The sequence below is a fragment of the Streptomyces sp. NPDC013157 genome (assembly GCF_042899865.1).
Taxonomy (GTDB): Bacteria; Actinomycetota; Actinomycetes; order Streptomycetales; family Streptomycetaceae; genus Streptomyces.
In genome coordinates this window covers 122,528-149,117 of record NZ_JBIBAK010000011.1, presented here as the reverse complement: position 1 = coordinate 149,117, position 26,590 = coordinate 122,528, and the positions used below count along the sequence as shown (strand labels likewise).

Genomic DNA, 26,590 nt, shown 5'->3' with positions numbered 1-26,590 from the left:
TCACGACTTCAGGACAGCGCCCCATGGCCACCCCCACCGATATCACTCCGCCCAATCCAGGCACCGACGACAACCCCGTCCCGCCGATGACGTTCGTCGCCCCCGGCGGCTTCTTCGCGCTCCCGCTCGCCGGCACCCCGGAGGAACGCGCCGAACTCGCCCACACCTTCGTACGGGAGCTGTACTCCCGGGGCGACGAGACCATCTGGACCCCCGCGGCTCCTTACTTCGAGGCCATCGCCGAATATCTGTCGGACAGCGGTCTCGCCTACTCAGCGCTGGGCCTGTTCTCCACGGACGACGGCGGTGTCGTCCAATGCGCCTTCACCGTAGCCGCCGTCGAGACAGATCAGACGGATCCGGAGATCGCGGCACAGGGCATCCTCGCCGCGCTGAGTAGCGATCCCCTGAACGACGCCCGGTGGATGGACCTGCCTTGCGGCCCTGCGGTCTCCTGCGTCACCCTGCGCGAGCTCAGTCTCAACCCGGCGATCACGGCGGACGGCCAGCCCAAGAAACTGCTGACCGGTCAGATCGAGGTCCACGTTCCATTCCCTACCGGCCCGTACACCGCCGTCTTCACCCTTCATACGGCATCCACCGAATACTGGGGTGAGTTCTGCGACGGAACGGTGGCGATCCTACGGACCGTGTCCTTCCCCACTCTTGAAGACAACATGGACTCGTCAGGACAGCGCGACGACACGACCGACGAATCGGCCTTGGCGAACTGAGCGCCCACCACCGGCGCCAGCGCCCGAAAGAAGCGGGGCGGGTGGTGGGCTGCTGATGCCGAGTGGTCAACAGAGCGGCAGGGGACGCTCAGTGCAATGCGCAGCCCCTTCAGACGTTCGATCCGTCCCCTTTGTGGGCGTCACCGTCTGACTCCGGCATCCCGATGACGTACGTCCCCTTCGCGGGCAGCGTCGCGACCAGCCCTCGTTTTCGGAGTTCCACGATGGCGCGGCGCACGGTGCCGATGCTCACGCGGTGCAGATCCGTCATGGCGCGCTCGCCAGGCAGTGCGGCCCCTTGCGGCAGTTTCCCGGAGGCGATGTCTGCCGCGATGGCGTCGGCGAGTTTCACGTACTCATAGCGCGGAAGCTCGGTCATGTTTCCACCGTGCCGCAGCCTTGCGCACATCGCAGGAGTAGAACGCGTTCCGCCGCAGTGGGGCGCGGAGCATATCTGTGGGGTGCAGGGGGACGCAGTTACCGGTATGGTCGAAATGACAGGACCCCGGCGAGGTGGCTAGACCTCCCGGGGCACGGCCAACGCTTACAAGGAGCGTCGACATGCACGACCTTATCCCCCGCGCCCTCCAATGGCTGCGCCTCCTCTTCGCCCCCGGCACCGGGAAACGGCGCCGCCGCCCTGACCGTCACCCGTTCCCCCACCTGCACCTCACCCTCGTACGCTGCCCCCTCACCGCCGAGCCCCCGCACCTCCCCGGCCACCGGTCGCCGTACGGCCTGGCCACCCTCCTCGACGGCGCCGACTCCGCTCTGGTCCGCCCCTACCTCACCGCGTACGAGCGCGAGGCCGCCCTCCAGCAACGCCGACGACTCGCCCTTGTACTGGCCGCCGACTTCGGGATCGACCTCGACGAGCACGTGATCGGTGCGCCGGAGGTGGCCGCGTAATGGGACAAGCGAACAGCGACGCGCACGGCCCGGCCTTCCCCCGCCTCCTCCCCTGGCCCACCCCCGAAGGCAATCCCTGCTACCTGGTCACCGACAACAACGGCGGCTACCTCTCCCGCCTCGCCGACGACCTGGAAGCCGCCCAGCTCGCCACCGGCACCGACCTGCTCCGCCGTGCCCGCCGGGTACTGGAAGACCCCATGTCGCCTTACACCGAGGTCCGCTACGCCGGCATCCGCCTCGCCGAGTGCCTCACCGACGCGCTGCGCATCGCCGAGTCCCGGGGCATGCGCTTGGTCGTACCGGACGATGAGGAGCACCGCGAAAGCACCCGCGGGCGGGCAACGCCGAATGCGGGGAGCGGACTACGGGCGTAAGCGGGAGGAGTCGAAGGAGTTCACCCGCTCCACCCCACAACCGCTCCGCCTCACCCCACGCGTCCGCAAGGTCGGCACGCGGGTGAGGTGACCGAGGCCCGGCCCGAGATGCCGGCCACCGCGATAGCGAAGGGGAACTCGCATCTCACAGCGGGCCGGGCCGAGCATGCCAACGCATCCGAGGTCCTCGTCCGTTCACGCAAGACCAGGACACAGGTCACACCTCCGAGCGCACCCCATGCGACCGGAATCATCACCATTCAAGGGGAAGTTCGCTCTGGCGAAACCGAGAACCTCCCCGATACCGTCGGACGACTTGAATGGACATATGTCTCACGGGGAGTTCACTGTGAAGCGCCGTACTTTGCCCGTTGCTGCCGCGCTCGCCGTAAGCGCAGCCCTGCTGCTGACGGCATGCGGAGGCGGGGATGACAACGCCAAGGGCAATGACAAGATCGCGGGTGCCGACACCAGCGACCCCAAGACGTCCGCGTCGCCGAGCGCATCCGACGCCGCTGTGGACGTCAACCGTCCGACCATGACGTTCCCCTCGGACTTCGAGATGGCGTTCGACATCAGCAAGCCGTCCGACGCCAAGGAAGCTGCCGCTCTCGGTGATGCGGAGAACTTCGTCCGTGCCATCAACTACGGCATCACCCGGCAGGACGCGGAGGATGCAGCGTACAAGTTCTACTCCACCGCGGGTGGCACCGCTCAGGCATACGCGAAGAAGCAGATCAAGCAGTACATCGACGGTGGCTGGACCGTCACCGGGGTCCAGCGCTACTCGCAGGGCAAGGTGAACCTGGCTGCCGACGGCAAGCGCGCCTCCGTCGCCTTCTGTGACGACGACTCGAAGTTCTACGGCAAGGAAGTCAAGTCCAAGAAGGTCCTGAAGACGAGTCCCAGTGACAAGGACTACTACTACTTCGAGATCGTCATGACGGCGTCCCAGGAGGTCCGGGGACTGTGGACCGCAGAGGACGTCGAGGTGCAGTCGGAGGCCACACAGTGCAAGGCCTGAAGCGTCACACGATCGGCGTCGCCGGTTTGGTCACCGCCCTGCTGCTCGCCCCGGCGCACAGCGCCTTCGCCGGCGGCCCCATCGACAAGGGCACGACCACCACCGCCAGGGAAAACAGCCGCAAGGACGACACTCTTTACGCGGCGGTCTCCTATGACACCTCGAAGAACGGCTCCGGCCCGTCCGTGGGTCACGTCTCGACCGCCGGAACCTCCTGGACGCCTCCGGCCTGTTGGCTCGCGCCCAAGTGGACGGCCAAGCAGTTCGCCAAACAGATGGAGTCCGAGTATAAAAACGTCACGACCGACCCAGACCAGCCCAACTACGCCAAGAACGCCACGAGCCAGCTTCGGGAGATGTACAAGAACGGCGAGTACAAGAACTACAACCTCGACAAGCAGGACGAGGGCATGTGGTGGGGCGCGGTCGAGAATCCGAACGCGCCCATCCTGGAGAGAACGGCTTGCAACTCGACCCTGCCGTTTTGGGCCAAGAACGGCGAATCTCCGAAGGTCAAGAACGCCATCTCACCAGAGATCCTGGCAGGACTCGCCCGTGAACAGATCAAGGTTCCGGGCACCGAGGTGACACTGGCTCCGAGCGGTACCACCAAAGTCAACCTCGCCACGTGGGCATGGCTGGACCACGGAGACTTCAAGCCTGTCTCCGTCACCGCGTCGATCACCGCACCGGGCCTGGACATACGGGCCACCACGGTGGCCACGCCCGTCTCGCTGAAGCTCCAGCCGGGAACCGAGGACGCCGAGACCTATCCCACTTCCGGTGAGTGCACGTTCAACTCCGACGGTTCGATCGGTGAGCCCTACGCGACAGGGAGGGCCGGCCAGACTCCGCCTTGCGGGATCAAGTACCTGCGGTCGTCAGCCGGCGGCGCGTACAAACTTCAGGCCACCGTCACCTGGGAGATCACCTGGACAGGCTCCGGAAACACAACCGGCCGCATGCCGAACGGCACCTTCGGCAACGACCAGGACGTCAGGGTCCAGGAAGCCCAGGCCGTGAACCACTGACACGCCGGTGAAGCCGCCGACAGCGGTTTCGAGAGCAGTGTGCATGGCTCACGGCCTCCCCTGCCTGAAGGACGACGGTCGAGGCCGTCGGCGAACAACATGGAAAGAGGGACGAGTTTGTCCGCGAGCGCCGACCGCGCCATACGAAACCGGCTCGGCGTCACGCCCGACGCAGCGGCCTGGTGCACCATCGGCAAGATCCCGGAACCGCTGGCCGAAGCGCACCGAGCAGCCGGATCTGCGCCGTTGCGTCCCGCCTTCATCAGGCCGCTCGGCATGCTCGGGGTCGCGCTGGGCACGCCCCTGCTGTACATCGGCAAGGTGTTCGGCCTCCTCGCCACGGGTGAGGAGGCCCTCGAGCGCATGCTGTCGACGGAAGGGGCTCAAGAGCTTCACCGCGCCGCGAAGCTGGAGAAGAAGCAGCGGGACGAGGCCGTCGTCAAGTTCGGTCTCGACACGACCTTCGACGGCGACTGGAACGGAGCTGCCGGCCGCCTTCTCCATCGGTGGTACAGCCATTCCTCCCACCACGAACGTCTGGTCGCACTCGCCGAGGACCGCATTCTGCTGGCCGCTCCGCCCAAGCGTGTATCCATCCGCCGCGACGCCCTCATGCGGGTCGTCGCCGAGATAGCGACCGAGGACGCCGTCCTTGCGGACCCACTCTCTGCCTTCAAGGTCAGGAACGACAAGCTGCTCCTGCGCTTCAAAGACGGTTCGTGGCTAACGCTGACGACCGAGGAGTGGGACAGCGAACTTCACACGTACGTGAAGCGTCATCAGCTGCCGGGCGGGACACGGACCGCGGAAGCCTGACAGCCGTGTGCGACCGAGCACTTCACGTGCTCGCCCCCAACCCGGCTTCCAGAAGCTCAGAAACCCACCGTCAGCGTCAACGCGATGCTGTCCGCGGCCTCCTCCATCTCCTCGTCGATTCCCGGCACGGTCCAGGACACCTGGAGCACGACGGCGTTGTCGGTGCCTTCCGGGAGGACTCCGTACGTGACTGTCTGCAGCAGCACTCCGGGACCGCCGCGTGGCATGCCGTCCGCGGCGAAGTTCTGGCGGAGGCGCACGGCAGGGCCGATCGGCAGTTCGGGGTGTGAGATCTGCGGGGTACCGAATTCGTGTGTACTGAAGGTGTCCGCCAGCCAGTCGAGGGAGAACCGGGGGACGGTCTCGTCGGGCCGGACGACCTCGACTTCCAGGAGGGCCAGGGCGGTGTCGAAGCCGTCGGGGTAAAAGGCGAAGCCGTACAACGGCCCACGGCTGCGGCTGTCCTCGGCCCAGCCCCGCAGGTCCTTCCGCAGGGCTCTGCTGTCCAGCTCGTACCCCGCCGCGCGACTCCGATCGAAGAGTTCCGCCGCGGTGATCTTCGCCCACTTCTTCACGTCGTCCGACGGATCGAGCGGGAGCGGCACCCAGTCCGTCGGGCAGACGATGCCGCATGTCTCGATGTCACTCATGGGTGCCGTCACCGTCCAGCCAGGTAAGCGAGCCGGCCACCGCGTCGAAGAGCTCGACCATGGCGTCGGCGATCTGCAGGAGTGGGGTGGAGAAGGTCAGCAGGAGGTGCGCCGCGCTTCCGGGCACGGGTAGTTGGTAGTCCACCGTGACCGAGGGCAGCACCTCGTCGGCGCTTCCGGGTGCCCCGGCCGGAGCAAGGGTGTCCGGTTGCCCGGTCTCCCGGCGCACGCGGACCGCCGTGCCCGCCGCCAGCTCCACGACCGTGGCCTCGGCGTCCATGTCGGCCGAGAGACGCCTGGCCAGTTCGGTCGGGTCGGGCTGGGCTGTGCCGGGTGCCGGGTGCAGCAGCGTGATCAGCAGGGATGCGGGAATCGTGAGGGGGCCCGCCTGCTGGAGGCTCAGGTACAGCTCGATTCCGCCGTCTCGGTAGGCCGCCGTGGCCTGCGCCAGGAGTTCGTCGCGCAGTTGCCGCTTGAGGTGGGGCGCGTTGTCGACTCCCTCGAACTTCCGGTCGACCAACGCATCGATCGAGCGTTCGCGCCCCTCCGGGTCGATCCGTACCCGGAACCAGCCGTCCGGCAGCAACAGCCGGTAATCGGCGGGCGATGCGGGAGTGCGGGGGATGCCCACGTTCGCGGTCACAGAGGCTCCGGGGTCGTCGGTCCGGCCGGTGTAGTCACGCATTCTCGTTCGGCTTGTCGTAGTAAAAGCGGCTGAACAGCGACCTCGTCGCAGCTGGGCCCCATTCGGCCACGATGGTCAGAGCCGAGAACAGACCGGCCAAGCGCGCTGTGACGGTGTCACCGAAGAGTCCGGCGAGCAGCACAAGGCTGAAGAGAGGAACCAGCAGCAATTCGTTCCCACCGATCACCGAGCTGTGCCAACTCGTCTCGGCCCGGGCCTCTTTGGCCGGCAGCGGCGACATCACCCGGGCATCCGCGGCGAGGGGGTGACCGTTCCACCAGGGCTTAGTGGCCCCTGTGGGCTGCCTGCTGTTTCGCATCTCCTCGTCGGCCACGGAAACCGAGAGCGCCGAGACCGTATCCTCCCAGCGCTTCAGGCCCTGCGGGCCGGCGAACCAGTGCCGCCACGGCAGCAGAGCCCGGACCTCACCCCTGCGGTCCCGGAACTCGACACCCAGCGGCTGTCGGTCTCTGCGGGACACGATGCGTACGAGCCGTGCGACGCCGTTGGCGCCCTCGCGTCCGAGCCAGCGCTCCCGCCCTACGGTGTCGATGAGTACGACATCACCAGGCAGCACACGTACGGACGCCGTATGCGTGAATCTCGGCGTCGCGCCCTCGCCTGGAGCCGGATCGGGCGTGATCACCATGGCCTCGGCGAGGCGTTCGCCGTCCCGTCTGTTGCGCGACCACGCACCGACGCGCACCACGGAATCGGCTGCCGGCAGCGCGAACAGAGCGCCTGCGGCGATCGGCAGACACCAGTCGACGTCGGCCGCAAAGGCAACGACGAGAGCGATGAGCCAGCCGAAGGCGCCGATGCCTCGAACCCAGTTGTGCCAGCGGGGCAGTTCGCGGTGGACCGCGCGGTCCGCGGCACGGCTCGAACCGGTTTCAGGCTGCTCGGGCGCACCACTCGTCAACCGCGGTTTCTCCTCCACCGGGATACCGAGCGCATTGGCCAGCTCTCTCAGCCCGGTCCGGTCCAGGCACTTCGCCGGCTTCAGGTCCAGGATTCCCACAACGCCGGCTTCCGGCAGCCATTCGGCGAGCGGGACAGTCAGTACGGCACGCCCGTCCACGTTCTCGAAGACGAGCACGCCCCAGCGCTCCGCAGGCCGCCTGCTGACGGTTTCCCACGCGTCGGACGCATCCGGCGGGACGAACACGGCCCGGTTGATGCCTCCGGCACCAACCGGATACCGGCGCTCACGCGATCGCCGGTCGCGTACGACGAGGGTCCTCCCGTCAGCGTAGAGACGAGCCCGGCGCACGACATCGGCATTGTGCGGGCGCATACGTCTGGGCCGCACCAGGGCGCTCTGCTTGCCCGGCGCCTCCTCCGTCGCCCGCTGCTCGGCCTTCACTGTCCGCTCACCCATCGCCCGTCGTCGTGGCGTCCTTGACCCCGGTCGCCGACCAGACCCCGTCGTGCAACCCACCGATCCCTACATGATCGCCGATCCAGCCGGTGATCTCGCCCTTGTCGAGAAGGTCGGTGGCCGAGGCGACGAAGGTCGAGCCCGCCCAGATCCGGGTCTGCGTCTTGAACACTCCGCCGGCCGCCTTCACGGCATCGTCGGCTCGCAGGGACTCGGAGATCTGCCCCATGCTCTTCTCCAGTCCGGCGATGCCGCTGTCCCCGACCCGTGGCGATACTCCGGCCCAGCTGGAACTCTGGCCCAGCTGTCGCAGGTTGCTCCATTTGAGGTCCTTGACGCCTTTGAAGCCTTCCAATGTCTCCTTGCCGATCGACTTCGGACTGAAGGCGTCCAGAAGCCGGGCGGTTCCGGGATTCCATCCCTTCGGTGCGCCGGCGATGGCCTGGACACCGGCCTTGCCGCGCAGAGCACCGCCGCTGAGTGCGTTGGCCTGCTTCCACGTCTGGTTCAGGGCCCGCTGGTAGGCAGCCGTACCGGGCTTTGCCCTGATGCCGGCCCTGAGCGCCCGGCCCGCCGCGGACCTTGCGGTGACCTTGGCGGCCAGTGACGCGCCCTTGGCCCCCGCAATGGCACCTCGACCGATGCCCAGCGTGACCAGGCCGACGACGTCGAGAGCGACATCAAACCAGCTGCCGTCGCCGGACAGGGCCAGAAGGAGGTGGCCCACGAGCGAAACCAGGGTGGCCAGCAGCGCGATGCTGCCGAGGATTCCGGCGAGCGCCTGACCGATGATCGGGATCCATCCCACCATCAGAGACAATGTCCCGCAGATGGTGGCGATCCAGCCGCTCCACGTGAGGATCACCTGGATCACATCGGCATGATCGTGCACCCACCCCTTGAACTTGTCCCACCCGCTGTCCTTGAGACCGTCATGGTCGATGGCGTGCCGAATGGCGTCGCGGGCTCGTTTGGCGGCCGCGTCGCGGACCTCCTTCGCCGCCTCCAGGTCCCGCTTCGCCCGCTCCAGCGCCGAACTGGCCGCCTCCTGGCGCTTCTGCAGCTTCTTGCGGCCCGGATCGTCGTCCGGGGTGTCCTTGGGCAGCTTGTCGAGGGCGCCGCCGCTCGCCCGGTGCTCGTCGTCGGCGGTCCGGGCGTCGCGGAGCGCCTTGTCGGCCATCAGCTGCGCCCGGTGGAGCTCCGAGGCGTACTCGGTGGAGGACGAACCGTCCAGGACCCGCTCGCCCAGTGCGTCGGCCGCAGCGTCGTAGCGCTGGAAAGCCTTGCGCAGTTTTCCTCCGGCCTCCTGCGCCTGCTGCCGGAACTCGTCCGCCGCCTTGCTCTTCCACGCTTCGACCGAGGACAGAGCCTTGATCTCGGCGGCCTGCTTCTTGATGGACTCGGCGGTCTTCCGCAGTTCTCTGCCGAGTCTGGCGACTTCGTCCGGATCGCCGGGCACCGGATCGGCCGGTTCCCCGATCACCGCCCACTCGTCGGCCCGGGGCCGCGTCACTTCGTCCCTCCCCCGGGCCCGGCCGGCTTGGCATCCGTCCCGCGCAGGGCGTCGGCGAGTTGGTGGTCGATGTCCTCGTAGCTCTTCGCCGCCGCGGTGAGGATCTTCGAGAGCTTCTCCAGCTCGTCCAGCAGACGCCCGCGGTGGACCCGCCAGTTGTCGCCGAAGTCGTCGAAGACGTCGACCAGCCCCTGCTCACCGAAGACGGGCACCCCCAGCCCCTTCGCGGGGTTCGCGTTCTCGGCGAACTCCTTGTGGATCCTGGAAATCGAGCGGGCACTCTCCTTGATGCGTGAGAGATCGGCCGTCTGATCCGACATAAGTACCCCCGTTGCCCCCGTCGAGAAAACTCATGAAACGTTCGCACAAAACCCGTCGGTGCGATGGCCGACCGCTCCATCGCACCGACGTGACCCGTCACATGCCGAGACGGCTGGGTGACTAGCCCTTGGCCTGCTTAGCCAGCGAGTCGTCCAGCTGCTCGTACGCTTCCTTGGCCTTCTTCAGGAAGTCCGAGAGGCCGTGCAGGCCCTGGATGGTCTTGGACGCGCCCTTCGTGAACTCCTTCATGGAGTCGTCGTACGCTCCCGAGGCCTTCTGGGTGGTGAAGCCGTTCTCCACCAGGGCGGAGACGCGCTTCTCGACGTTCTTGATCTTGTCCTCAAGCTCGTGCATGTCCTTGATCAGGTCGCCAGCGACCTTCTCCATCTCGGCATATGTAAGGTCCGTGTCTTTGCCGGCCATGACGGCTCCCTCCCGTTCGTGTGGCCTCAGGGCCTTCCCCCGTGGCACCGTTCGCGCGGATCCTTGGCCATGGCATGGCCGTCCGCACGAGCAAAGATCCTACGGGGGTGACGCGTGCGACCGCACCGTCCTCATGCGGTGGAATCGTGAACCGTGCTCATCCCGTTGCACCCGGGAAAGGATGGACGGCTAAGGTCACTTGCACTGTTGTGTTGGGTGCTCTCGGTGTGTGGGGGGACGGAACGTGCGCCTGAGTCTGACCGTCGTCGATCCGGTCGGCGGTGCCACCGCCGACGTGGTGCTCGACGCGGATCCCGAGTCGACCGTCGGTGACGTCGCAAGGGAGTTGGCCCGGCAGGTCGGTCTGGGGTATCCGGATCCCGGCGAGGGCGGCGCCCAGGTCATCCCCATCGGCGCGCACCGGCAACAGGCCGCGGCCGTCCAGGTCTCCGGGCCGCTCGCCTACGTCGACGGGTACGCCCTCGACCCCGCCGCCACCGTCGTCGGCTCGCCGCTGCGTGACGGCGTCGTCGTCAGTCTCCACGATCCCGCCGGGTGTCTGCTCGGTGAGCCCACCGGCATCGTCGAGTTCCGGGTCGCCGGCGGTCCCGCCGCCGGCGCCGTGCACCGGCTCTGGGTCGGGCGGTACGACATCGGCGCCGGACCCGCCTCCCACCTCCGCGTCGAGGACCCCGAACTGCCCGCCCGCGCCGCCACCCTCACCATCGCCATCGACGGCACCTGCAAAGTCGCGATACACACCGAAGACGCGCGGCTGGACGGGGAAACGGTGCAGAGCGACGGCGACTGGCCCCTCAACTCGCAGCTCGCCCTCGGCAACACCCTTCTCGAAATCACCGGGTACTCCCCGCCCAACGCCGCCCTCAAGTGGTCCGACGACGGTGCGGGGCTCGACTACAACCGGCCCCCGCGGCTGCGCCCCGCCGAGCGGCAGACGCACTTCTCGCTGCCCAACCCGCTCGGTGACTACGAGGCCCGGCCGCTGCCCTGGCTGATGGCGCTGCTGCCGCTCGTCGGGGCCGTCGTCTCCGTGATGATGTTCGGGCGCTGGTACTACCTGATCATGGCGCTGATGAGCCCGCTCATGCTCTTCGGCAACTACTTCATGGACAAGAAGCACGGCAGGAAGTCCCACGCCAAGCAGCTCAAGGAGTACAAGGAACACAAGCAGCGGATCGAAGCAGAAGCCCAGGAGGCGCTGGTCGCGGAGCGGTCCGAGCGGCGGGCCGCGGTGCCGGATCCGGCCGCCGTGCTGACGTACGGCACCGGGCCGCGGACGCGGCTGTGGGAGCGGCGGCGCACCGACGCCGACCATCTGCTGATCAGGTTCGGCACCGGTCGCGTGCCCTCCGAGGTCGAGCTCGACGACCCCGAGCAGGACGAGCACAAGCGCAAGGTCCGCTGGTACATCGAGGACGCCCCGGTCGGGCTGTCGCTGCGCGACCTCGGGGTGATCGGGGTCGCCGGGCCGGGCGATTCGGCGCATGCGCTGGGCCGGTGGGCGGTCGCCCAGACCGCCGTGCTGCACAGCCCCATGGATGTGCAGTTCTACGTCCTCACCGACAACGACGCCGGTGAACGCTGGGACTGGGTGCGGTGGTTGCCGCACTCCCGGCCGGGCGGCGGTCAGGACGTGAACGTCCTCATCGGCACCGACTCCGAGACCGTCGGCGCCCGCGTCGGCGAGCTCACCCAGCTGCTCGACGGCCGGCAGAAGGCCCTGCAGAAGGGCGGGCGGAGCAAGACCGACGGGCCGGCCTTCTCCGACCCGGACATCGTGGTGGTGTGGGACGGGTCGCGGCGGCTGCGGTCCATGCCCGGTGTCGTACGGCTGCTGAAGGAGGGGCCGGGCGTCGCCATCAGGTCCATCTGCCTCGACGAGGAGGAGCGCTTCCTGCCCGGGGAGTGCCAGGGGGTCGTGGTCGCCGAGCCGCGGGCCGCCAAGGAGGCCGCCGCTCAGGCCTCGACGCCCGTGGCTCAGCAGGCGGTCGGCGGCTTTCCGTCCTTCCAGGCCTGGCATCCCCAGCAGGGCGGCGGTGAGGAACAGGCGCCGCAGGACCTGGAGTTGCGGCTGCGCGTCGAGCAGAGCGGGGCGCTGCGCAAGCGGAACGTGCGGCCCGACTTCGTCTCCGCCGCCTGGTGCGGACGGCTCGCCCGCTCGCTCTCCCCGCTCCGCGACATCAGCGGCGAGAGCGAGGACTCCGCCCTGCCCGCCGCCAGCCGGCTGCTCGACGTGCTCCAGCTGGAGCCGCCCACGCGGGACGCGATCGCCGCGCGCTGGCGGATGGGTGGCCAGTCGACGATGGCCGTCATCGGCGAGTCGTACGACGGCCCGTTCGGCATCGACCTGCGGCGCGACGGGCCGCACGGACTCATCGCCGGTACCACCGGTTCCGGTAAGTCCGAGCTGCTGCAGACCATCGTGGCCGCGCTGGCCGTCGCCAACACCCCCGAGAACATGACCTTCGTGCTCGTCGACTACAAGGGCGGCTCGGCGTTCAAGGACTGCGTGAAGCTGCCGCACACCGTGGGCATGGTGACCGACCTCGACGCCCATCTCGTGGAGCGGGCCCTGGAGTCGCTGGGGGCGGAGCTGAAGCGGCGCGAGCACATCCTCGCCGCCGCCGACGCCAAGGACATCGAGGACTACCAGGACCTCGTCAGGAGAGACCCCTCGCGCTCCCCGGTGCCCCGACTGCTCATCGTCATCGACGAGTTCGCGTCGATGGTGCGCGATCTGCCCGACTTCGTCACGGGACTTGTGAACATCGCCCAGCGAGGGCGGTCGCTCGGGATCCACCTCCTGCTCGCCACCCAGCGGCCCTCCGGTGTCGTGTCGCCCGAGATCCGGGCCAACACCAACCTCCGGATCGCGCTGCGCGTCACCGACGCCGGCGAGTCGACCGACGTCATCGACGCGCCCGACGCCGGGCACATCGCCAAGAGCACGCCGGGACGGGCGTACGTCCGGCTCGGGCACGCCTCGCTGGTCCCCTTCCAGTCGGGCCGGGTCGGCGGACGGCGGCCGGGTGCCGCGGATCCGGCCACCCTCGCGCCCTGGGCCGGGGCGCTGTCCTGGCAGGACCTCGGGCGGGCCGCGCTGCGCAAGCCGAAGTCCGAGGCGAAGGAGGACGACGAGATCACCGACCTGAAGGTGCTCGTCGACGCCGTCCGGGAGGCCAACACCGCCCTGCGGATCCCGGCCCAGCACTCGCCGTGGCTGCCGGCCCTCGACGACATGCTGCTGCTCGACGACGTGCCGGCCGTGCAGGCGCAGGGCGCGCTGCCCGCCGCCGCGTACGGTGTCGAGGACCTGCCCGCCGACCAGGCCCGCCGTGCGGTCGCCGTCGACTTCGCGACCTTCGGGCACCTCATCGTCGCCGGTGCCCCGCGCACCGGACGCTCCCAGGTGCTGCGCACCATCGCCGGTTCGCTGGCCCGCACCAACTCCTGTGCCGACGTGCACCTGTACGGCATCGACTGTGGCAACGGCGCGCTGAACGCGCTGACCCGGCTGCCGCACTGCGGTGCCGTCGTAGGCCGCAACCAGACCGAGCGGGTGGTGCGGCTCATGGCCCGCCTCTCCGGTGAGCTGAGCCGACGTCAGGAACTGCTCGCGGACCGGGGGTTCGCGGACATCGGGGAGCAGCGGGCCGCCGTACCGGAGGCGGAGCGACTGCCGCACATCGTGCTGCTGCTGGACCGCTGGGAGGGCTGGCTGCCCACCCTCGGCGAGCTGAACCACGGCGACCTCACCGACCAGATCATGGTGATGATGCGGGAGGGCGCGAGCGTCGGCATCCATCTCGTCCTCACCGGTGACCGGCAGATCCTGGCCGGCCGGATCTCCTCCCTCACCGAGGACAAGTACGGTCTGCGGCTCGCCGACCGCGCCGACTTCTCGATGCTGGACATCAACTCCCGCAAGGTTCCCGAGGAGATCCCGCCCGGCCGCGCCTTCCGCAGCGAGACGGCCGCCGAGACGCAGTTCGCGCTGCTCTCCGCGGACACCACCGGTCAGGGCCAGAACGCGGCGATCGTCGCGATCGGCGAGGCGGCCGAGGCCCGCGACGCCCAGGTGGAGCGCTCCCGGCGCCCGTTCCGCGTGGACGTACTGCCCAGCCGGATCTCCTTCGAGGAGGCCTGGGCGATGCGGACCCCGGCCGTGGCGGCCGCCCCGCTGTGGGCCCTGGTGGGTGTCGGCGGCGACGAACTCACCGCCTTCGGACCGGACCTGGCGCAGGGCGTCCCCGCGTTCGTGATCGGCGGGCCCGCCAAGTCCGGCCGTTCCACGACCCTGTTGGGCTTCGCCCGCTCCTACCTCGCGAACGGCGTACGGATCGTCGTGGCCGCGCCCCGCCAGTCGCCGCTGCGTGAACTGGAGGGCCGGGAAGGCGTGCTGAAGGTATTCACCGGGCGGGACGTGGACGAGGACGAGCTGACGGAGGTGCTGTCGTCGGCGTCCCCGGCCGAGCCGATCGTCGTGCTGGTCGACGACGCCGAGGTGCTGGACGACTGCGACGCCGAGGACGTCTTCAAGCGGATCGTGGAGCGCGGCACCGAGGAGGGGCTCGCCGTCGTCATCGCCGGTGACGAGGACGAGATCTGCGACGGCTTCTCGGGCTGGCAGGTCGACGCCAAGAAGGCCCGCCGGGGCATCCTGCTCTCCCCGCAGGAGTCCGGCTCCGGCGAGCTGATCGGCATCCGGACCACCCGGGCCATGGTGGGCGGCCCGATCCAGCCCGGCAAGGGCATGCTGCACCTGGGCAGCGGGGAGCACGTCACGGTGACCACCCCGCAGTAACACGCGGTGGATTCGGCGGTCCGGGGACTCTCAGTCCCCAGACCTGGACATCACCGCCACCGGGTTCCCCTCCGCCGAGCTGTCCGACGTGTAGACCAGGTCGCCGTGGCTCGGGGTCAGGTAGACGGTGTTCGTGCCGGGGTCGCAGCCGTCGTGGTTGCCCTCGGCGCCGGTGGAGGAGGCGACGAGCCTGGCCGCCGTCACCGCCCTCAGGGTGAGGATGTCGGTGCAGACCCCGCCCAGCTGGTCGGTCTGCCGCAGACGGCCCAACTCCTGTCCGACCGCCGCCTGTTCCACGGTGACCTGGAAGGTGCCGATGGGCAGGTTGCCGGAGAGGGCGGTGGCCGAGCCCTGCCAGGTGCCGAGGTAGGCGGCCGGGATCTTCCCGCCGCCGGAGGCCGACGACGCCGATGTCGAGGGCGGCTTGGCGGCGGCGCCCGTGTCGCTGCCCCCTTCGCCGCCGTCGGTCCCGAGGAACGGCTGCACCAGGAACCCCACCCCGACGGTGACCACCGCCAGCGCGGCGGCCACGGCGAGCGCGACCGTACAGCTCACCCGGCGGCCACGCCCGCCCTCCGCCGGTACGGCGGTCGCGGCGACACTCACGGTCACCTTGCCGGGCTTCCCGGGCGCCTCGGGGGTCCCCTCCGACGCGGGCGCGGCATCCCGCGGCTCCGGTACGACCGCCGGTACGGCCACGGGCGGCACCGTCGGCGGCGGTCCGAACTCCCCGGCCACGGCCACGGAAGGGGTGCTGAACTCCACCGGCCCGGACGCCGGTACCGCGGCCGACACGCCCTCCGCGACCTCCGCGACCTCCGCGGCCTCCAGGTTCAGCACCTCCACCGCGCTCCGGCTCACCCGCTCCACCAGCGCCCCCGGCAGCCATCCGCCGGCCACCAGCCGTGCGGCGCCCTCCGGAGCCAGCCGCCGGGCCACCTCCGCGGGGCCCGGCCGCCGTCCCGGCTCCTTCGCGAGGCAGGCCTCCGCCACCTCCCGCAGCTCACCGCCGAGCGAGCCGAGTTCGGGCTCCTCGTGGACGACCTTGTAGAGGAGGGCGGCCGAGGAGTCCCCGGGGAACGGCGGCGCCCCGTTGGCCGCGTACGCCAGTACCGCGCCGAGGGAGAAGACGTCCGCGGCGCCCGTGGCGCCCTTGCCGAGGATCTGCTCCGGGGACATGTATCCGGGCGAGCCGATCGACACCCCCGAGGACGTCAGCGACGCCGTGCCGTCCGTGGCGCGGGCGATGCCGAAGTCGATGAGGAGCGGCCCGTCGAGGGTCAGGAGCACGTTGGACGGCTTCACGTCCCGGTGCACGAGGCCCAGTTCGTGCACCGCCGCCAGCGCCTCGGCGAGCCCCGCGCCCAGCGCCCGTACCGTGTGCGCGGGCAGCGGGCCGCCGTCGGTCACGGCGGCCGTCAGGGAGGGGCCGGCCGCGTAGGCCGTGGCGACCCAGGGCACCGGCGCGTCGGGGTCGGCGTCCAGGACGGAGGCCGTCCAGGCGCCGCCGACCCGTCTCGCGGCCTGCACCTCGCGGCGGAAGCGGGCGCGGAACTCCTCGTCCAGCGCGAAGTGCGGGTGCACGATCTTGACGGCGACGGAGCGGCCGCCGGCCGAACGGCCCAGATAGACGCGGCCCATGCCGCCGGAGCCGAGCCGGCCGAGCAGCCGGTACGGCCCGACGGCCGTGGGTTCGTCGCCCGCGAGCGGCTGCATGCGCCCTCACCCCCCAGAGAGTTCGGCAGCAGCCTATTCGCTCCGCGAGTGGGGCGGTTCTTTTGCCGCGGGTCGGTGGGGGCTGGTCGCGCCCACGCGGCGGTAGCCGCATGTCCGATACAGCCCCGCCCCCCTACGGGGCGCTCTCACGGCGTCAGCAGCTCGACCTTCACGTCCGGCGCGAACCCGGTCGTCGGGCCCACCCGGCGGGCGAACTCCGCCACCGCCGCCAGCTGCGGCGCGCCGAAGCTGAAGTCGAGGGTGGTGAAGTACTGGGCGAGGGTCGCCTCGTCGAAGGCCTCCCAGCGGGCGGCCTGTTCGGCGACCTTGGCGACCTCCTCCAGGGAGAGGTTGCGGGAGTCGAGGAAGGCGCCGTGCACCTCACGGGTGATGTGCGGTTCGCGCTCCAGGTAGTCCCGGCGCGCCGCCCACACCGCGAAGACGAACGGCAGGCCCGTCCACTCCTTCCAGAGCAAGCCGAGGTCGTGGACCTCCAGGCCGTAGCGCGGGCCGTCCAGCAGGTTGGCGCGCAGGGCCGCGTCGCCGATCAGCACCGCCGCGTCCGCCTCCTGCATCATCAGGCTGAGGTCGGGCGGGCAGGTGTAGTAGTCGGGCTGGACGCCGTAGCGGTCGGCGAGCAGCAGCTGGGCGAGGCGGACCGAGGTGCGCGAGGTGGAGCCGAGGGCGACCCGGCGGCCGTCCAGCTGGTCCAGCGGCACCTGCGAGACGATCACGCAGGACATCACCGGGCCGTCGCAGCCGACGGCGATGTCCGGGAAGGCGACCAGGTCGTCGGCGTTGCGCAGGAACTCGACGAGGGTGATGGGCCCGATGTCGAGGTCGCCGCGTACCAGCTGCTCGCTGAGCTTCTCAGGGGTGTCCTTGGTCAGCTCGAAGTCGAGGAGGGTGCCGGTTCTCGCGAGCCCCCAGTAGAGGGGCAGGCAGTTCAGGAACTGGATGTGGCCGACGCGCGGCCGGGTGCGAGAATTGTCCACATCGCGAGACTAGACCCCGTGAGGTACCGTGCTGGGACCGCCCCCACCCTGGAGTCCCGACCGCCCCTCCGGTCAACCCGCCCTCGGAGGCATTCAAACGTCCGGGTGACGTGATCTTGGCCTCTGTTGCTTTCGGCTGCCTACATGCTAGGCTCGCCGCAAGTTGCAGTTTGGTTTCCCTTGCAGTACAGAGCCTGCGGAGCATGTAACCGCGGGCTCTCGTAGTTTTCAGACATATGCAGTTGTGCGGCACTTAGTTTGTTTTCACACTTGCAGGTTCTGGAGCAGGGCGACCCTTTGGGCCCAAGGAGGGCTTATGGCTACCGGAACCGTGAAGTGGTTCAACGCCGAAAAGGGCTTTGGTTTCATCGCCCAGGAAGGCGGCGGCCCCGACGTCTTCGTCCACTACTCCGCGATCAACGCCAGCGGGTTCCGCTCCCTGGAGGAGAACCAGCAGGTGAGCTTCGACGTCACGCAGGGCCCGAAGGGTCCGCAGGCGGAGAACGTCACCCCCGTCTGATCCCAGACAAACCAAGTCTGATCGCAGACTGAGTGCAGTACCCAAGGAGCCCCGCGCCGTCAGGCGACGGGGCTCCTGCCTTTTCGCCGCCGCCTAAATGTGCTGCATGACCAGCACGAACGTGGTGCGGGGCGCCAACGCCTCGTACACATGCGGAACATCGCCGCGATACGTCAGATAATCCCCGGGGTTCAATTCGACGGTTTCTCCGCGTGGCCCCGCCTTAACCCGCCCGCCGCATACGACGAGGTGCTCGACCGTCCCCGGAATGTGCGGCTCGGACTCCCGTGCCACGCCCGGCTCCATCCGCAGGTGGTAGATGTCCCGGCGGGCGCCGGGCGGGCAGGACGCCAGCAGGGTGGCGGCGAAGTCGGCCCGCTCCGACGCGACCGTGGGCCCCTCCCCCGCACGGATCACCTGAACGCCGGACACCGGCGGCTCGACCAGCGCGCTGAACGGCACGCCGAGCGCCACCCCCAGCGACCACAGCGTCTCCACGCTCGGGTTGCCGCCGCCCGCCTCCAACTGGGACAGCGTCGACTTCGCGACGCCGGCCCGTTTGGCCAGCTCGGACAGGGAGAGCCCGGCCCGGGCCCGCTCCCGCTTCAGCGACCCGGCGATCCACTCCATCGGAAGCCGGTCGGACCGCTCCGGCCGGTCGGTTGCCTCGGACATCTCGTTCGTTCGCTCCATCGGTACGATCGTTCGCCTTGACGAACACACTCTACTCGTTCACTGTAAAGAACATGCGTTCGCCAAACCGAACAACCCGGCCTCGGAGGACGGCCTCCCTGGTCCGGGACAGTTCACTCGTCTGGCTGGCCGGCGGGATCGTCGGTGTCTCCTTCGGCGCGGTCGGCGTCGCCGGCGGCCTGCCCGTGTGGGTCCCGGTCCTGATGTCCCTCGTCGTCTACGCGGGGTCGGCCCAGTTCAGCGCGGTCGGCGTGCTGCTCGCCGGCGGCGGTCCGCTGGCGGCCGCGGCCACCGGTCTCCTCCTCAACACCCGCACGGCGGCCTTCGGTCTCGCCGTCGCCGACCTGCTCGGCCCCGGCCGCGCCACCCGCCTGCTCGGCGCCCACCTGGTCACCGACGAGACGGTCGCCTTCGCCCTGGCCCAGCCGGACCCGGCCCGCCGCCGTGCCGCGTTCTGGGTCTCGGGGCTCGGCCTGTTCGCCGCCTGGAACGTGGGGGTCCTGGCCGGCGCCCTCGCGGGCAGCGCCCTCGGCGACACCGGCCGTTACGGCCTGGATGCGGCGTTCCCTGCGGTGCTGGTCACCCTGGTCCTGCCCGCCCTCCGCGCGGACCCGGGCGTACGGCGCGCGGCCCTGCCCGGCGCGGCGATCGCCCTCGCGGCGACCCCCGCCGTCCCGGCCGGGATCCCCGTCCTCCTCGCCCTCCTGGGCCTGTTCACGCTGCCGGGGGTACGACGATGAACGCGACCGTGGTCATGATCCTGGCCCTCGCTCTCGGCACGTACGCCTTCCGGCTGGTGGGCCCGGCGCTGCACGGCCGGGTGGAGATCCCGGCGCGGGTCCAGGAACTGGCGTCGGCCGGGGCGGTGGTGCTCCTGGCGGCCCTGCTGGCCACCGGGGCACTGACGGAGAGCGGCGGCTTCGCGGGGATCGCCCGCCCGGCCGGGGTGCTGGCGGCGGGCGTACTGGCCTGGCGCAGGGCGCCGTTCGCGGTCGTGGTCCTGGGGGCCGCGGCGGTGACGGCACTGCTGCGGGCGGCCGGGGTCGGCTGACGGTCGTTGTCAGTACCGCCCGTTAGGGTCCGCGGGCATGACCGCCGACTTCCTCACCGCCACGCGTACGTTCTACGACGCGATCGCCGAAGACTACGCCGACCACTTCCGCGAAGATGTTTCCAACCGGCCCCTGGACCGCGCCCTGTTGGCCGCGTACGCCGAACTCGTCGGCCCGGGCGGCACGGTGGCCGACCTCGGCTGCGGCCCCGGCCGCGTCACGGGCCGGCTCGCCGGGCTCGGACTCTCCGTCTTCGGCCTCGACCTCTCCACGTCGATGCTCGCCGTCGCCCGCCGCGAGAACCCGGGCCTCCCCTTCGTCCAGGGCTCGATGCTCGACCTGCCCGTGGCGGACGGCGCGTTGGACGGAGTGGCGTGCTGGTACTCGTCCATCCACACCCCGGACGACCATCTGCCGTTGCTGTTCGGTGAGTTCAGGAGGGTACTGAGGCCGGGGGGCCATCTGCTCCTCGCCTTCCAGGTGGGGGACGCGGCGCGCCGGTTCGAGGACCCCTGGGGGCATCCGGTGGCGCTGGACTTCCAGCGGCGGCGGCCGGAGGAGATGGCGAGACTGCTGACGGAGGCAGGTTTCCGGCTCCACTCCCGCACGGTGCGGGAGGCGGACGCGGGGCTCGGGGAGACGAGTCCGCAGGCGCATCTGATCGCCACCTCCTGACCGGCTGCCGCCACCGCCCAAGAAGGAACCGTTGCTCAACGGCCCGCTCACCGTCGTCGTCACCGACACCGACCCGGCGGCGACGAAGAAGGCCGTCGGTGAACTCCGCGACGGCATCACCGGCATGAAGGACGTGGCCGCCGTCACCCCGGCCACCTACAACCCGGCCGGCGACACCGCGATCGTCACCGTCGTCCCCAACAGCGCACCCACCAGCGAGAAGACCAGGACCCTCGTCCACGACAAGCACGCCCGGCAGCAGACCGCCGAGCTGCCGGACCTGCGCGGGCCGACCCTGCGCGCGGCCCAACCGGCCGCCAGGTCCGGGCGGAGCTGCCTCTCTAGGCGGGCCGCTCGCTCAACAGCTCCCGCATGCCGATCGGTTCGCGGCCGATCAGGTCCGCCAGGGTCGGGTCCACGGTCGCGAACTCTCCCTCACGGGCGGCCAGGAAGACGCCCAGGAGGTGATCGGCCGTGTCCTCGGGGACGCCGTTGGCCGCCAGTTGCCTGCGGAACGTGTCGTCGGGGGCTATGGTCCTGGTCGCGCCGGCCAGGTCGGCGATGTCGGCGAAGGTCAGTGCCTGCGCCCCCGTCAGCGGGGGCGTCGGCCCCTCGAAGCGGCCCTCGTCCGCCAGGATCACGGCTGCCGCCTCCGCCAGGTCGTCGTGGGCCGTCCAGCAGACCGGGCCGTCGGCCGGGAGGGCCAGTTCGCCGGTCGCCAGGCCGTGGCCGGCGAACTGCAGCGCGCTCGCCGCGTGGAAGCCGTTGCGGAGGGAGGTGTAGGGGACGCCCGAGGCACGCAGGGCCTCCTCGGTGGCCGCGTGGTCGCGGCAGGCCTGGAAGCGGGAGGTGGGGCTGGTGCCCATGTGGGCGGTGTAGAGGATGCGGCGGACGCCGGCCGCGACGGCCGCGTCGATCGCGGTGCGGTGCTGTCGTACGCCCTCCTCGCCCAGCCGGTCGACGGAGACGATCAGGATCTGGGTGGCGCCCTCGAAGGCGTGTGCCAGGCCGCCCGGGTCGGTGAAGCCGCCCTGCCGCACCCGCACGCCCCGGTCCGCCAGGGCCTGGGCCTTCTTCGGGTCGCGGACGCTGACGCCGACCCGCGCGGCCGGTACGCGGGTCAGCAGTCGCTCCACGATCCGGCTGCCGAGTCGTCCGGTGGCTCCGGTCACGACGATCACTATGTCCTCCAGCACGATGGCGATATCGATGGAAACAGATACACCGTAACACCGATATTATCGATGGCAGCACACGAGCGATATCATTGATACATGGGCTCGGAATCACGTGACACGGACACCCGGCAGCGCGTCGTCGACGCCGCCATCGGACTGCTGGAACGGGAGGGGCGGGACGCCGTCACCACCCGGGCGGTCGCGGTCGCCGCGGGGCTGCAACCCCCGGCCATCTACCGGCTGTTCGGCGACAAGGACGGGCTGCTGGAGGCCGTTGCGGAACACGGCTTCGCCACGTTCCTGGCCGGCAAGCGGGTCGATCCGGACCCCGAGGACCTGATCGAGGACCTGCGTGGCGGCTGGGACCTGGCGGTCGAGTTCGGGCTGGAGAACCCCGCGCTGTACCTGCTGATGTACGGCGGCACCTCGCACAGCGGGTCGGCCGCCTTCCGGGCCGGGCTGGAGATCCTGCGGGGGCGGGTGCGGCGGCTCGCCGCCGGCGGGTGGCTGCGGGTCGGCGAGGATCTCGCGGTCGATGTCATCCACGCCACCGCGCGCGGCGCCGTGCTCACCTGGCTGTCCGCGCCCGAGGCCAACCGCGACCCGGCCCTGCTGGCCACCCTCCGGGAGGCCATGGTCAGCGCGGTCACGCATGAGAAACCGGCCGTCCGGACCGGCGGCGGGCCGGCGGCCGCGGCCCGCGCCCTGCGCGCGGGCCTCCCCGGCCAGACGACCCTCAGCAGCGCGGAACAGCACCTGCTGAGGGAATGGCTGGACCGCCTGGCCGACGAGGAGTGAGACCCGGGCCTACCAGGCCACCGGCAGCTCCAGTGGGAACCGGCGGATGGTCTCGGTGTCCCAGCGGATCTCTTCCGGGCGCACCGCCAGGCGGAGCGTGGGGAAGCGGTCCAGGAGGCGTTCCAGGGCGACCTCCAGTTCGGCCATCGCCAACGGCACCGCGATGCACCGGTGGCCGCCCCAGCCGAAGGTCATGTGGGGAGCGACGGGACGGTCGGGCACGATCTCGTGGGGGTCCGGATAGCGGTCCGGGTCCCGGTTGGCCGTCAGGTAGGAGACGTGGACGAAGTCGCCGCGCCGGATGACCACCCCGTCCATCTCGACGTCCTCCAGTGCCACCCGGGGAATGCCCACGCCCTTCCGGAAGGGGATGTACCGGAGCATTTCGTGGATGAAGTCCGTCAGGTCCTTCCTGTGCGCGCGGGCGTACTCCGCCAGCTCCGGGCGGGTCAGCAGCAGATACACGATGTCGCTGATCTGGCAGGTCGCCGTGTCCTGGCCGCTGAGCGTGAACGTCAGTGCCAGGACGGCCAGTTCCCGGTCGTCGAGCTGGTCCGTGCCGTCCCGTGCCTCGGTGAGCACGCTGATGATGTCCGCACCGGGGTTTTTCCGGCGTTCGGCGACGAGCTCGGTGAAGTAGCCGGTCAGGTCCTCCTTGGCCGCGCGTGCGACGTCCCGGTTGCCCGCGCCGACCACCAGCAGCCGCTGGACCTGCTCCTGCATCCGGGGCCACTCGGCGCGGTCGATGCCCAGCAGGTCCAGGATCGTGTGCTGGGGAAGGGGGTCGGACAGGTGCCGGACCAGGTCGGCGGGCTGACCGGCGTCTTCCATTTCGTCCAGCAGCCGGTCCGTGAGGAGGCCGATCCGGCCCCGCATCCGGTCCACATGGCGCGGGGTGAAGGCCTGGGTGGCCAGATGCCTGATCCGGCCGCTGTGCGGCGGGTCCATCACGTTGATCGACTCCGGGGAGACGATCGGCTCGGCCGTCAGGCGCGGATAGTCGTACTCGATGATCGCTGCCCGGCTGAACCGGGGGTCCGTGGTCACCTGCTGCACCGACTCGAATCTGGTGACCAGCCAGGCGTCCGAGTCGCCGTACGGCAGCCGGATGGTGCCGAGGGACTCGCGCTCCATGAAGCCGGCCAGGGCCGGATCGAAGTCGAGGGCCTCGCTGAAACCGAAGGGACAGTTGATCGCCTGCACGTTCTTCTCCTTCGTCGGTCGGCCGCTCAGTGGAACGGCACGACGTTGGTTGCGTGGACGGCGGCGCGCAGGTCCTTCGCGAGCCGCACGGCGTCGCCGATCGCCCAGTAGTGGAGGAAGAACAGGCGCGGCTCGTCCATCAGGTTGTGGTGGTGGAGTTCGACGAGGCCGACCCCGCCCTTGCGCAGGATCTTCAGGACCGGCTGGACCTCGCCCGCGGTCATCACGAAGTCACCGTTGATCGCGGCCCTTCCCCGGCCGAGCGGCTGGAAGTTGATGGTGGTCACCGAGCCGAGGCCGGCCGGCAGGATCATGTCGCCGTCCACGATCTGCTCCGCGCGCGCCCAGACGCTCTTGTAGATGCCCTCGTCCTGGGAGCCCTTGCTGCCGAAGGCGTCGTCGATGCCCTTGGTGTCCAGGTCGAGCGTCGGGGTGGCGGGCGGCTGGTCGGGCGGGGTGCCGGTGCGGTCGAAGGCCGCGCGCAGTCCCCTGGCGATGGGTACGGGGTCGTGACTGTGGGCGTGCAGGTGCAGCCACCACAGAGCGGGCTGGTGGGAGAGCAGATGCTTGTGTACGGCGTTGATGGCGATGCCGTGCGCGAGGAGCGCGTCGGTGAAGCCGTCCAGTTCGTGCTCGGTGACCACGGCGTCGCCCATCAGCAGATGGCTGCCGTCCTTGTACCGGACGAAGGCGGTGTGGGTGCCCAGGGCCAGCGCGGTCTCGATCCGCACGCCCCGGGAGACCACCTTGAGGTCCCGGCGGGGCAGGCCGGTGTGGTACATGTACCGCTTCATGTCGCCCGGCCGCCCCAGGGCCTTGGTCACGTCCGCCCAGTCGGCGAGCTGGGTCAGCTCGGGTTCGACCAGGGTGCGCGGGTGTTCGTGGGAGAGAGCGCGCGCGGGCGGGGTCGCCGCGCTCGCGAGGACAGGGGCCACGGCACCCGCGGCGAGGACGCGGCGACGGGTGGTGGCCGGTCTGGGGTGGGTTTCCTGCTGCCGGTCGTCAACCATGGTGCACCTCCTGGCGCGATGGAATCACGGGTCCCGGGCGGGTCCCGTGATTCGATCGCGCCAGTGGGGCCAGGTGGACTAACACAAGTCACCGGGCACGGAGGCGGACCACTCCGCGTGACGGCTGCGGATCACCTCCGGCGACGGCCGCGGATCACTTCGCGTACAGGCCCTCGATCTCCGTCGCGAAGTCCTTCATGACCGCCTCGCGGCGCAGCTTCATCGACGGGGTCAGGTGCCCGGCCTCCTCGGTGAAGTCGACGGGGAGCATGGCGAAGCGCCGGATGGACTCGGGACGGGAGACGAGCTTGTTGGCCTCGTCGACGGCGCGCTGCAGGACGGCCAGCAGCTCGGCGTCGTCCATGAGGAGCTCGGGCGGCACCGGATGCTTGCCGTTCATCTGGCGCCAGTGGGTGAGGCCGTCCCGGTCGAGGGTGATGAGGGCGCTGACGTACGGCAGCGCGTCGCCGACCAGCATCACCTGGGAGATGAGGGGGTGGGAGCGCAGCCAGTTCTCCAGCGGGGCCGGGGCCACCGACTTGCCGCCGGCCGTGATCAGCATCTCCTTCTTGCGGCCGGTGATGGTGAGGTAGCCCTCGTCGTCGAGTTCGCCGAGGTCGCCGGTGGCCAGCCAGCCGTCCCGGGTCGCCGGGACGACGCCGCCGGCCGCCGGGTCCCAGTAGCCGCGCAGGACGTGGTCGCCTGCGACCAGGATCTCGCCGTCGGCGGCGATCCGGACCTTGGTGCCGGGCATGGGCCAGCCGACCGTGCCGAGGCGGGGCTTGAGGGGCGGCGTGCAGGTGGTGGCCGCCGTGGTCTCGGTCAGGCCGTAGCCCTCGTAGATCTCGATGCCGGCCCCGGCGTAGAACGCGGCGAGACGGCGGCCCAGCGGGGAGCCGCCGCAGATGATGTGCCGGACGCGGCCGCCCATGGCGGTGCGGATACGGCGGTAGACGAGCGGGTCGTAGAAGCTGCGGGCGGTCTTCAGGGCACGGCCGGGCCCGCTGCCGGCGCCGGTCTGTTTCGCCTCCAGCGCCTCGCCGTAGCGCTGCGCGACCCCTGTGGCCCGGTCGAAGACCGAGACCCGCCCGCCCGACTCCGCCTTCGCCCGCGCGGTGTTGAAGACCTTCTCCAGCATGTACGGGATGGTGAGCAGACAGGTCGGTTTGAAGCCGGCGAGGTCCGGGAGCAGGTCCTCGGCCTTGAGGCTGGGGGCGTGGCCGAGACGGACCCCGGCGCGGACGCAGGCGATCGCCACCATGCGGCCGAAGACGTGGGACATGGGCAGGAAGAGGAGGATGGAGACCTCCTCGTCGTTGCGTGCCTTGAAGATCGGGTAGAGGAGTTCGATCGCGTTGTCGACCTCGGCGAAGAAGTTGCCGTGCGAGAGGGCGCAGCCCTTGGGGCGGCCGGTGGTGCCCGAGGTGTAGATCAGGGTGGCGAGGGTGTCGGGGCCCAGCATGCCCCGCCGTACGCCCACCTCGGCGTCCGGCACCTGCGCACCGGCCTCCGCGAGCCGGTCCACGTGCCCCTTCTCCATCACCCACAGGTGCCTGAGGTCGGGCAGCCGGTCGAGTTCGGGGCCGAGCGCGGCAGCCTGCGCGCTGGACTCGGTGACCAGGGCGACGGCACCCGAGTCGTGCATGATCCAGCGGGTCTGGAAGACCGAGGAGGTCGGGTAGATCGGCACGGTCACCAGGCCGGCCGCCCAGGCGCCGAAGTCGAGGAGGGTCCACTCGTACGTGGTCCGGGACATGATCGCGATCCGGTCGCCCGGCAGCAGCCCCTCGGCGATCAGGCCCTTCGCCACCGCCATCACCTGCGCGGCGAACTGAGCGGCCGTCACGTGCTCCCAGCGGCCCTCCCCCTCGGCCGGCTTGCGGCTGAGCACCACGGCGCCCGGCTCCGCCTCCGCGTTCTCGAAGGGCAGGTCGGCCAGCGAGCCGTGCCGCACCGGCGGCGCGAACGGCGGTACGTACGCCTCCCGCACCACCCCGTCCAGCCGCTGCACGAGGGGCTCGACCAGGATCGGGTTCCCGTCGTAGTCCGTGGCCTGGATCG

At 70.2% G+C, this 26,590-nt stretch carries 26 protein-coding genes; 12 read left to right on the top strand and 14 right to left on the bottom strand.

Going from position 1 to position 26,590, the window contains the following annotated elements:
- Positions 1 to 23 precede the first annotated feature (23 nt).
- A complete protein-coding gene (locus ACFY6U_RS30020) occupies positions 24 to 734 on the top strand; it encodes a hypothetical protein (RefSeq protein WP_390043209.1) in 711 nt (236 codons plus the stop codon).
- 109 nt (positions 735 to 843) lie between these two features.
- Here ACFY6U_RS30020 and ACFY6U_RS30015 read toward each other — a convergent pair whose 3' ends face one another.
- Entirely contained in the window at positions 844 to 1,113 is a 270-nt protein-coding gene (locus ACFY6U_RS30015) for a GntR family transcriptional regulator (protein ID WP_390043207.1), read from the bottom strand.
- A 182-nt stretch (positions 1,114 to 1,295) separates the two neighbouring features.
- Between ACFY6U_RS30015 and ACFY6U_RS30010 the strand changes: the two genes are divergently transcribed.
- The 5 genes from ACFY6U_RS30010 to ACFY6U_RS29990 all read left to right on the top strand — a co-directional run bounded on the left by ACFY6U_RS30010 (position 1,296) and on the right by ACFY6U_RS29990 (position 4,891).
- Positions 1,296 to 1,643: a hypothetical protein gene (locus ACFY6U_RS30010; protein WP_390043206.1), complete on the top strand. Its 348-nt coding sequence runs from the start codon at positions 1,296 to 1,298 to the stop codon at positions 1,641 to 1,643.
- Positions 1,643 to 2,020 carry a hypothetical protein gene (locus ACFY6U_RS30005; protein ID WP_390043204.1) on the top strand — a complete coding sequence of 126 codons (378 nt, stop codon included), beginning with the start codon at positions 1,643 to 1,645 and terminating at the stop codon, positions 2,018 to 2,020. Before ACFY6U_RS30010 ends, ACFY6U_RS30005 begins: the two co-directional genes overlap by 1 nt.
- Before the next feature lie 349 nt (positions 2,021 to 2,369).
- Positions 2,370 to 3,044 carry a hypothetical protein gene (locus ACFY6U_RS30000; RefSeq protein WP_390043203.1) on the top strand — a complete coding sequence of 225 codons (675 nt, stop codon included), beginning with the start codon at positions 2,370 to 2,372 and terminating at the stop codon, positions 3,042 to 3,044.
- Positions 3,032 to 4,075, top strand: a complete 1,044-nt coding sequence (locus tag ACFY6U_RS29995) for a hypothetical protein (RefSeq protein WP_390043201.1) — start codon at positions 3,032 to 3,034, stop codon at positions 4,073 to 4,075. The genes ACFY6U_RS30000 and ACFY6U_RS29995 overlap by 13 nt, the downstream gene beginning before the upstream one ends.
- Positions 4,076 to 4,192: 117 nt before the next feature.
- Complete coding sequence (locus tag ACFY6U_RS29990) at positions 4,193 to 4,891, top strand: hypothetical protein (protein ID WP_390043199.1); 699 nt, start codon at positions 4,193 to 4,195, stop codon at positions 4,889 to 4,891.
- A gap of 56 nt (positions 4,892 to 4,947) precedes the next feature.
- Here the strand turns inward: ACFY6U_RS29990 and ACFY6U_RS29985 are convergent, their stop codons facing one another.
- The 6 genes from ACFY6U_RS29985 to ACFY6U_RS29960 form a co-directional block, all read right to left on the bottom strand.
- The gene (locus tag ACFY6U_RS29985; RefSeq protein WP_390043197.1) at positions 4,948 to 5,541 is read right to left on the bottom strand and encodes a hypothetical protein; all 594 of its coding nucleotides are present in this window, start codon (positions 5,539 to 5,541) and stop codon (positions 4,948 to 4,950) included.
- On the bottom strand, positions 5,534 to 6,184 hold the full coding sequence (locus ACFY6U_RS29980; protein WP_390043196.1) for a hypothetical protein: 651 nt from the start codon (positions 6,182 to 6,184) through the stop codon (positions 5,534 to 5,536). The genes ACFY6U_RS29985 and ACFY6U_RS29980 overlap by 8 nt, the downstream gene beginning before the upstream one ends.
- Before the next feature lie 34 nt (positions 6,185 to 6,218).
- On the bottom strand, positions 6,219 to 7,592 hold the full coding sequence (locus ACFY6U_RS29975) for a hypothetical protein (RefSeq protein WP_390043194.1): 1,374 nt from the start codon (positions 7,590 to 7,592) through the stop codon (positions 6,219 to 6,221).
- 7 nt (positions 7,593 to 7,599) lie between these two features.
- Entirely contained in the window at positions 7,600 to 9,120 is a 1,521-nt protein-coding gene (locus ACFY6U_RS29970) for a putative T7SS-secreted protein (protein WP_390043192.1), read from the bottom strand.
- Positions 9,117 to 9,440, bottom strand: a complete 324-nt coding sequence (locus ACFY6U_RS29965) for a hypothetical protein (RefSeq protein WP_390043191.1) — start codon at positions 9,438 to 9,440, stop codon at positions 9,117 to 9,119. The genes ACFY6U_RS29970 and ACFY6U_RS29965 overlap by 4 nt, the downstream gene beginning before the upstream one ends.
- A gap of 121 nt (positions 9,441 to 9,561) precedes the next feature.
- On the bottom strand, positions 9,562 to 9,864 hold the full coding sequence (locus tag ACFY6U_RS29960) for a WXG100 family type VII secretion target (protein WP_390043190.1): 303 nt from the start codon (positions 9,862 to 9,864) through the stop codon (positions 9,562 to 9,564).
- 244 nt (positions 9,865 to 10,108) lie between these two features.
- On the opposite strand from ACFY6U_RS29960, the gene ACFY6U_RS29955 reads away from it, so the two are divergent.
- Positions 10,109 to 14,689 (top strand): FtsK/SpoIIIE domain-containing protein, encoded by a 4,581-nt coding sequence (locus ACFY6U_RS29955; protein ID WP_390043189.1) that lies wholly within the window; start codon positions 10,109 to 10,111, stop codon positions 14,687 to 14,689.
- Between the two features lie 30 nt (positions 14,690 to 14,719).
- Here ACFY6U_RS29955 and ACFY6U_RS29950 read toward each other — a convergent pair whose 3' ends face one another.
- Both ACFY6U_RS29950 and ACFY6U_RS29945 read right to left on the bottom strand, forming a co-directional pair.
- On the bottom strand, positions 14,720 to 16,405 hold the full coding sequence (locus ACFY6U_RS29950; protein WP_390043187.1) for a serine/threonine-protein kinase: 1,686 nt from the start codon (positions 16,403 to 16,405) through the stop codon (positions 14,720 to 14,722).
- Positions 16,406 to 16,551: 146 nt separating this feature from the next.
- Complete coding sequence (locus tag ACFY6U_RS29945) at positions 16,552 to 17,400, bottom strand: menaquinone biosynthetic enzyme MqnA/MqnD family protein (protein WP_390043186.1); 849 nt, start codon at positions 17,398 to 17,400, stop codon at positions 16,552 to 16,554.
- 316 nt (positions 17,401 to 17,716) lie between these two features.
- On the opposite strand from ACFY6U_RS29945, the gene ACFY6U_RS29940 reads away from it, so the two are divergent.
- A complete protein-coding gene (locus tag ACFY6U_RS29940) occupies positions 17,717 to 17,920 on the top strand; it encodes a cold-shock protein (RefSeq protein ID WP_003992177.1) in 204 nt (67 codons plus the stop codon).
- Between the two features lie 93 nt (positions 17,921 to 18,013).
- Here the strand turns inward: ACFY6U_RS29940 and ACFY6U_RS29935 are convergent, their stop codons facing one another.
- The gene (locus ACFY6U_RS29935; RefSeq protein WP_390043184.1) at positions 18,014 to 18,595 is read right to left on the bottom strand and encodes a helix-turn-helix domain-containing protein; all 582 of its coding nucleotides are present in this window, start codon (positions 18,593 to 18,595) and stop codon (positions 18,014 to 18,016) included.
- 71 nt (positions 18,596 to 18,666) lie between these two features.
- Between ACFY6U_RS29935 and ACFY6U_RS29930 the strand changes: the two genes are divergently transcribed.
- Genes ACFY6U_RS29930 through ACFY6U_RS29920 form a run of 3 tightly spaced genes read left to right on the top strand, consistent with a single transcriptional unit; the run spans position 18,667 to position 20,340 of the window.
- Positions 18,667 to 19,353 (top strand): AzlC family ABC transporter permease, encoded by a 687-nt coding sequence (locus tag ACFY6U_RS29930; protein ID WP_390043182.1) that lies wholly within the window; start codon positions 18,667 to 18,669, stop codon positions 19,351 to 19,353.
- On the top strand, positions 19,350 to 19,664 hold the full coding sequence (locus tag ACFY6U_RS29925; protein ID WP_390043180.1) for an AzlD domain-containing protein: 315 nt from the start codon (positions 19,350 to 19,352) through the stop codon (positions 19,662 to 19,664). Before ACFY6U_RS29930 ends, ACFY6U_RS29925 begins: the two co-directional genes overlap by 4 nt.
- A 37-nt stretch (positions 19,665 to 19,701) precedes the next feature.
- Entirely contained in the window at positions 19,702 to 20,340 is a 639-nt protein-coding gene (locus ACFY6U_RS29920; protein ID WP_390043178.1) for a class I SAM-dependent methyltransferase, read from the top strand.
- 341 nt (positions 20,341 to 20,681) lie between these two features.
- Here the strand turns inward: ACFY6U_RS29920 and ACFY6U_RS29915 are convergent, their stop codons facing one another.
- Positions 20,682 to 21,521, bottom strand: a complete 840-nt coding sequence (locus ACFY6U_RS29915) for an SDR family oxidoreductase (protein ID WP_390043461.1) — start codon at positions 21,519 to 21,521, stop codon at positions 20,682 to 20,684.
- 93 nt (positions 21,522 to 21,614) lie between these two features.
- On the opposite strand from ACFY6U_RS29915, the gene ACFY6U_RS29910 reads away from it, so the two are divergent.
- Positions 21,615 to 22,316: a TetR/AcrR family transcriptional regulator gene (locus ACFY6U_RS29910; protein ID WP_390043177.1), complete on the top strand. Its 702-nt coding sequence runs from the start codon at positions 21,615 to 21,617 to the stop codon at positions 22,314 to 22,316.
- Positions 22,317 to 22,325: 9 nt separating this feature from the next.
- Here ACFY6U_RS29910 and ACFY6U_RS29905 read toward each other — a convergent pair whose 3' ends face one another.
- The 3 genes from ACFY6U_RS29905 to ACFY6U_RS29895 form a co-directional block, all read right to left on the bottom strand.
- Positions 22,326 to 23,519: a cytochrome P450 gene (locus ACFY6U_RS29905; protein ID WP_390043175.1), complete on the bottom strand. Its 1,194-nt coding sequence runs from the start codon at positions 23,517 to 23,519 to the stop codon at positions 22,326 to 22,328.
- Between the two features lie 26 nt (positions 23,520 to 23,545).
- Positions 23,546 to 24,529 (bottom strand): DUF1259 domain-containing protein, encoded by a 984-nt coding sequence (locus ACFY6U_RS29900; RefSeq protein ID WP_390043173.1) that lies wholly within the window; start codon positions 24,527 to 24,529, stop codon positions 23,546 to 23,548.
- A 154-nt stretch (positions 24,530 to 24,683) separates the two neighbouring features.
- Positions 24,684 to 26,588 (bottom strand): AMP-dependent synthetase/ligase, encoded by a 1,905-nt coding sequence (locus ACFY6U_RS29895; RefSeq protein ID WP_390043459.1) that lies wholly within the window; start codon positions 26,586 to 26,588, stop codon positions 24,684 to 24,686.
- Between the last annotated feature and the right edge of the window lie 2 nt (positions 26,589 to 26,590).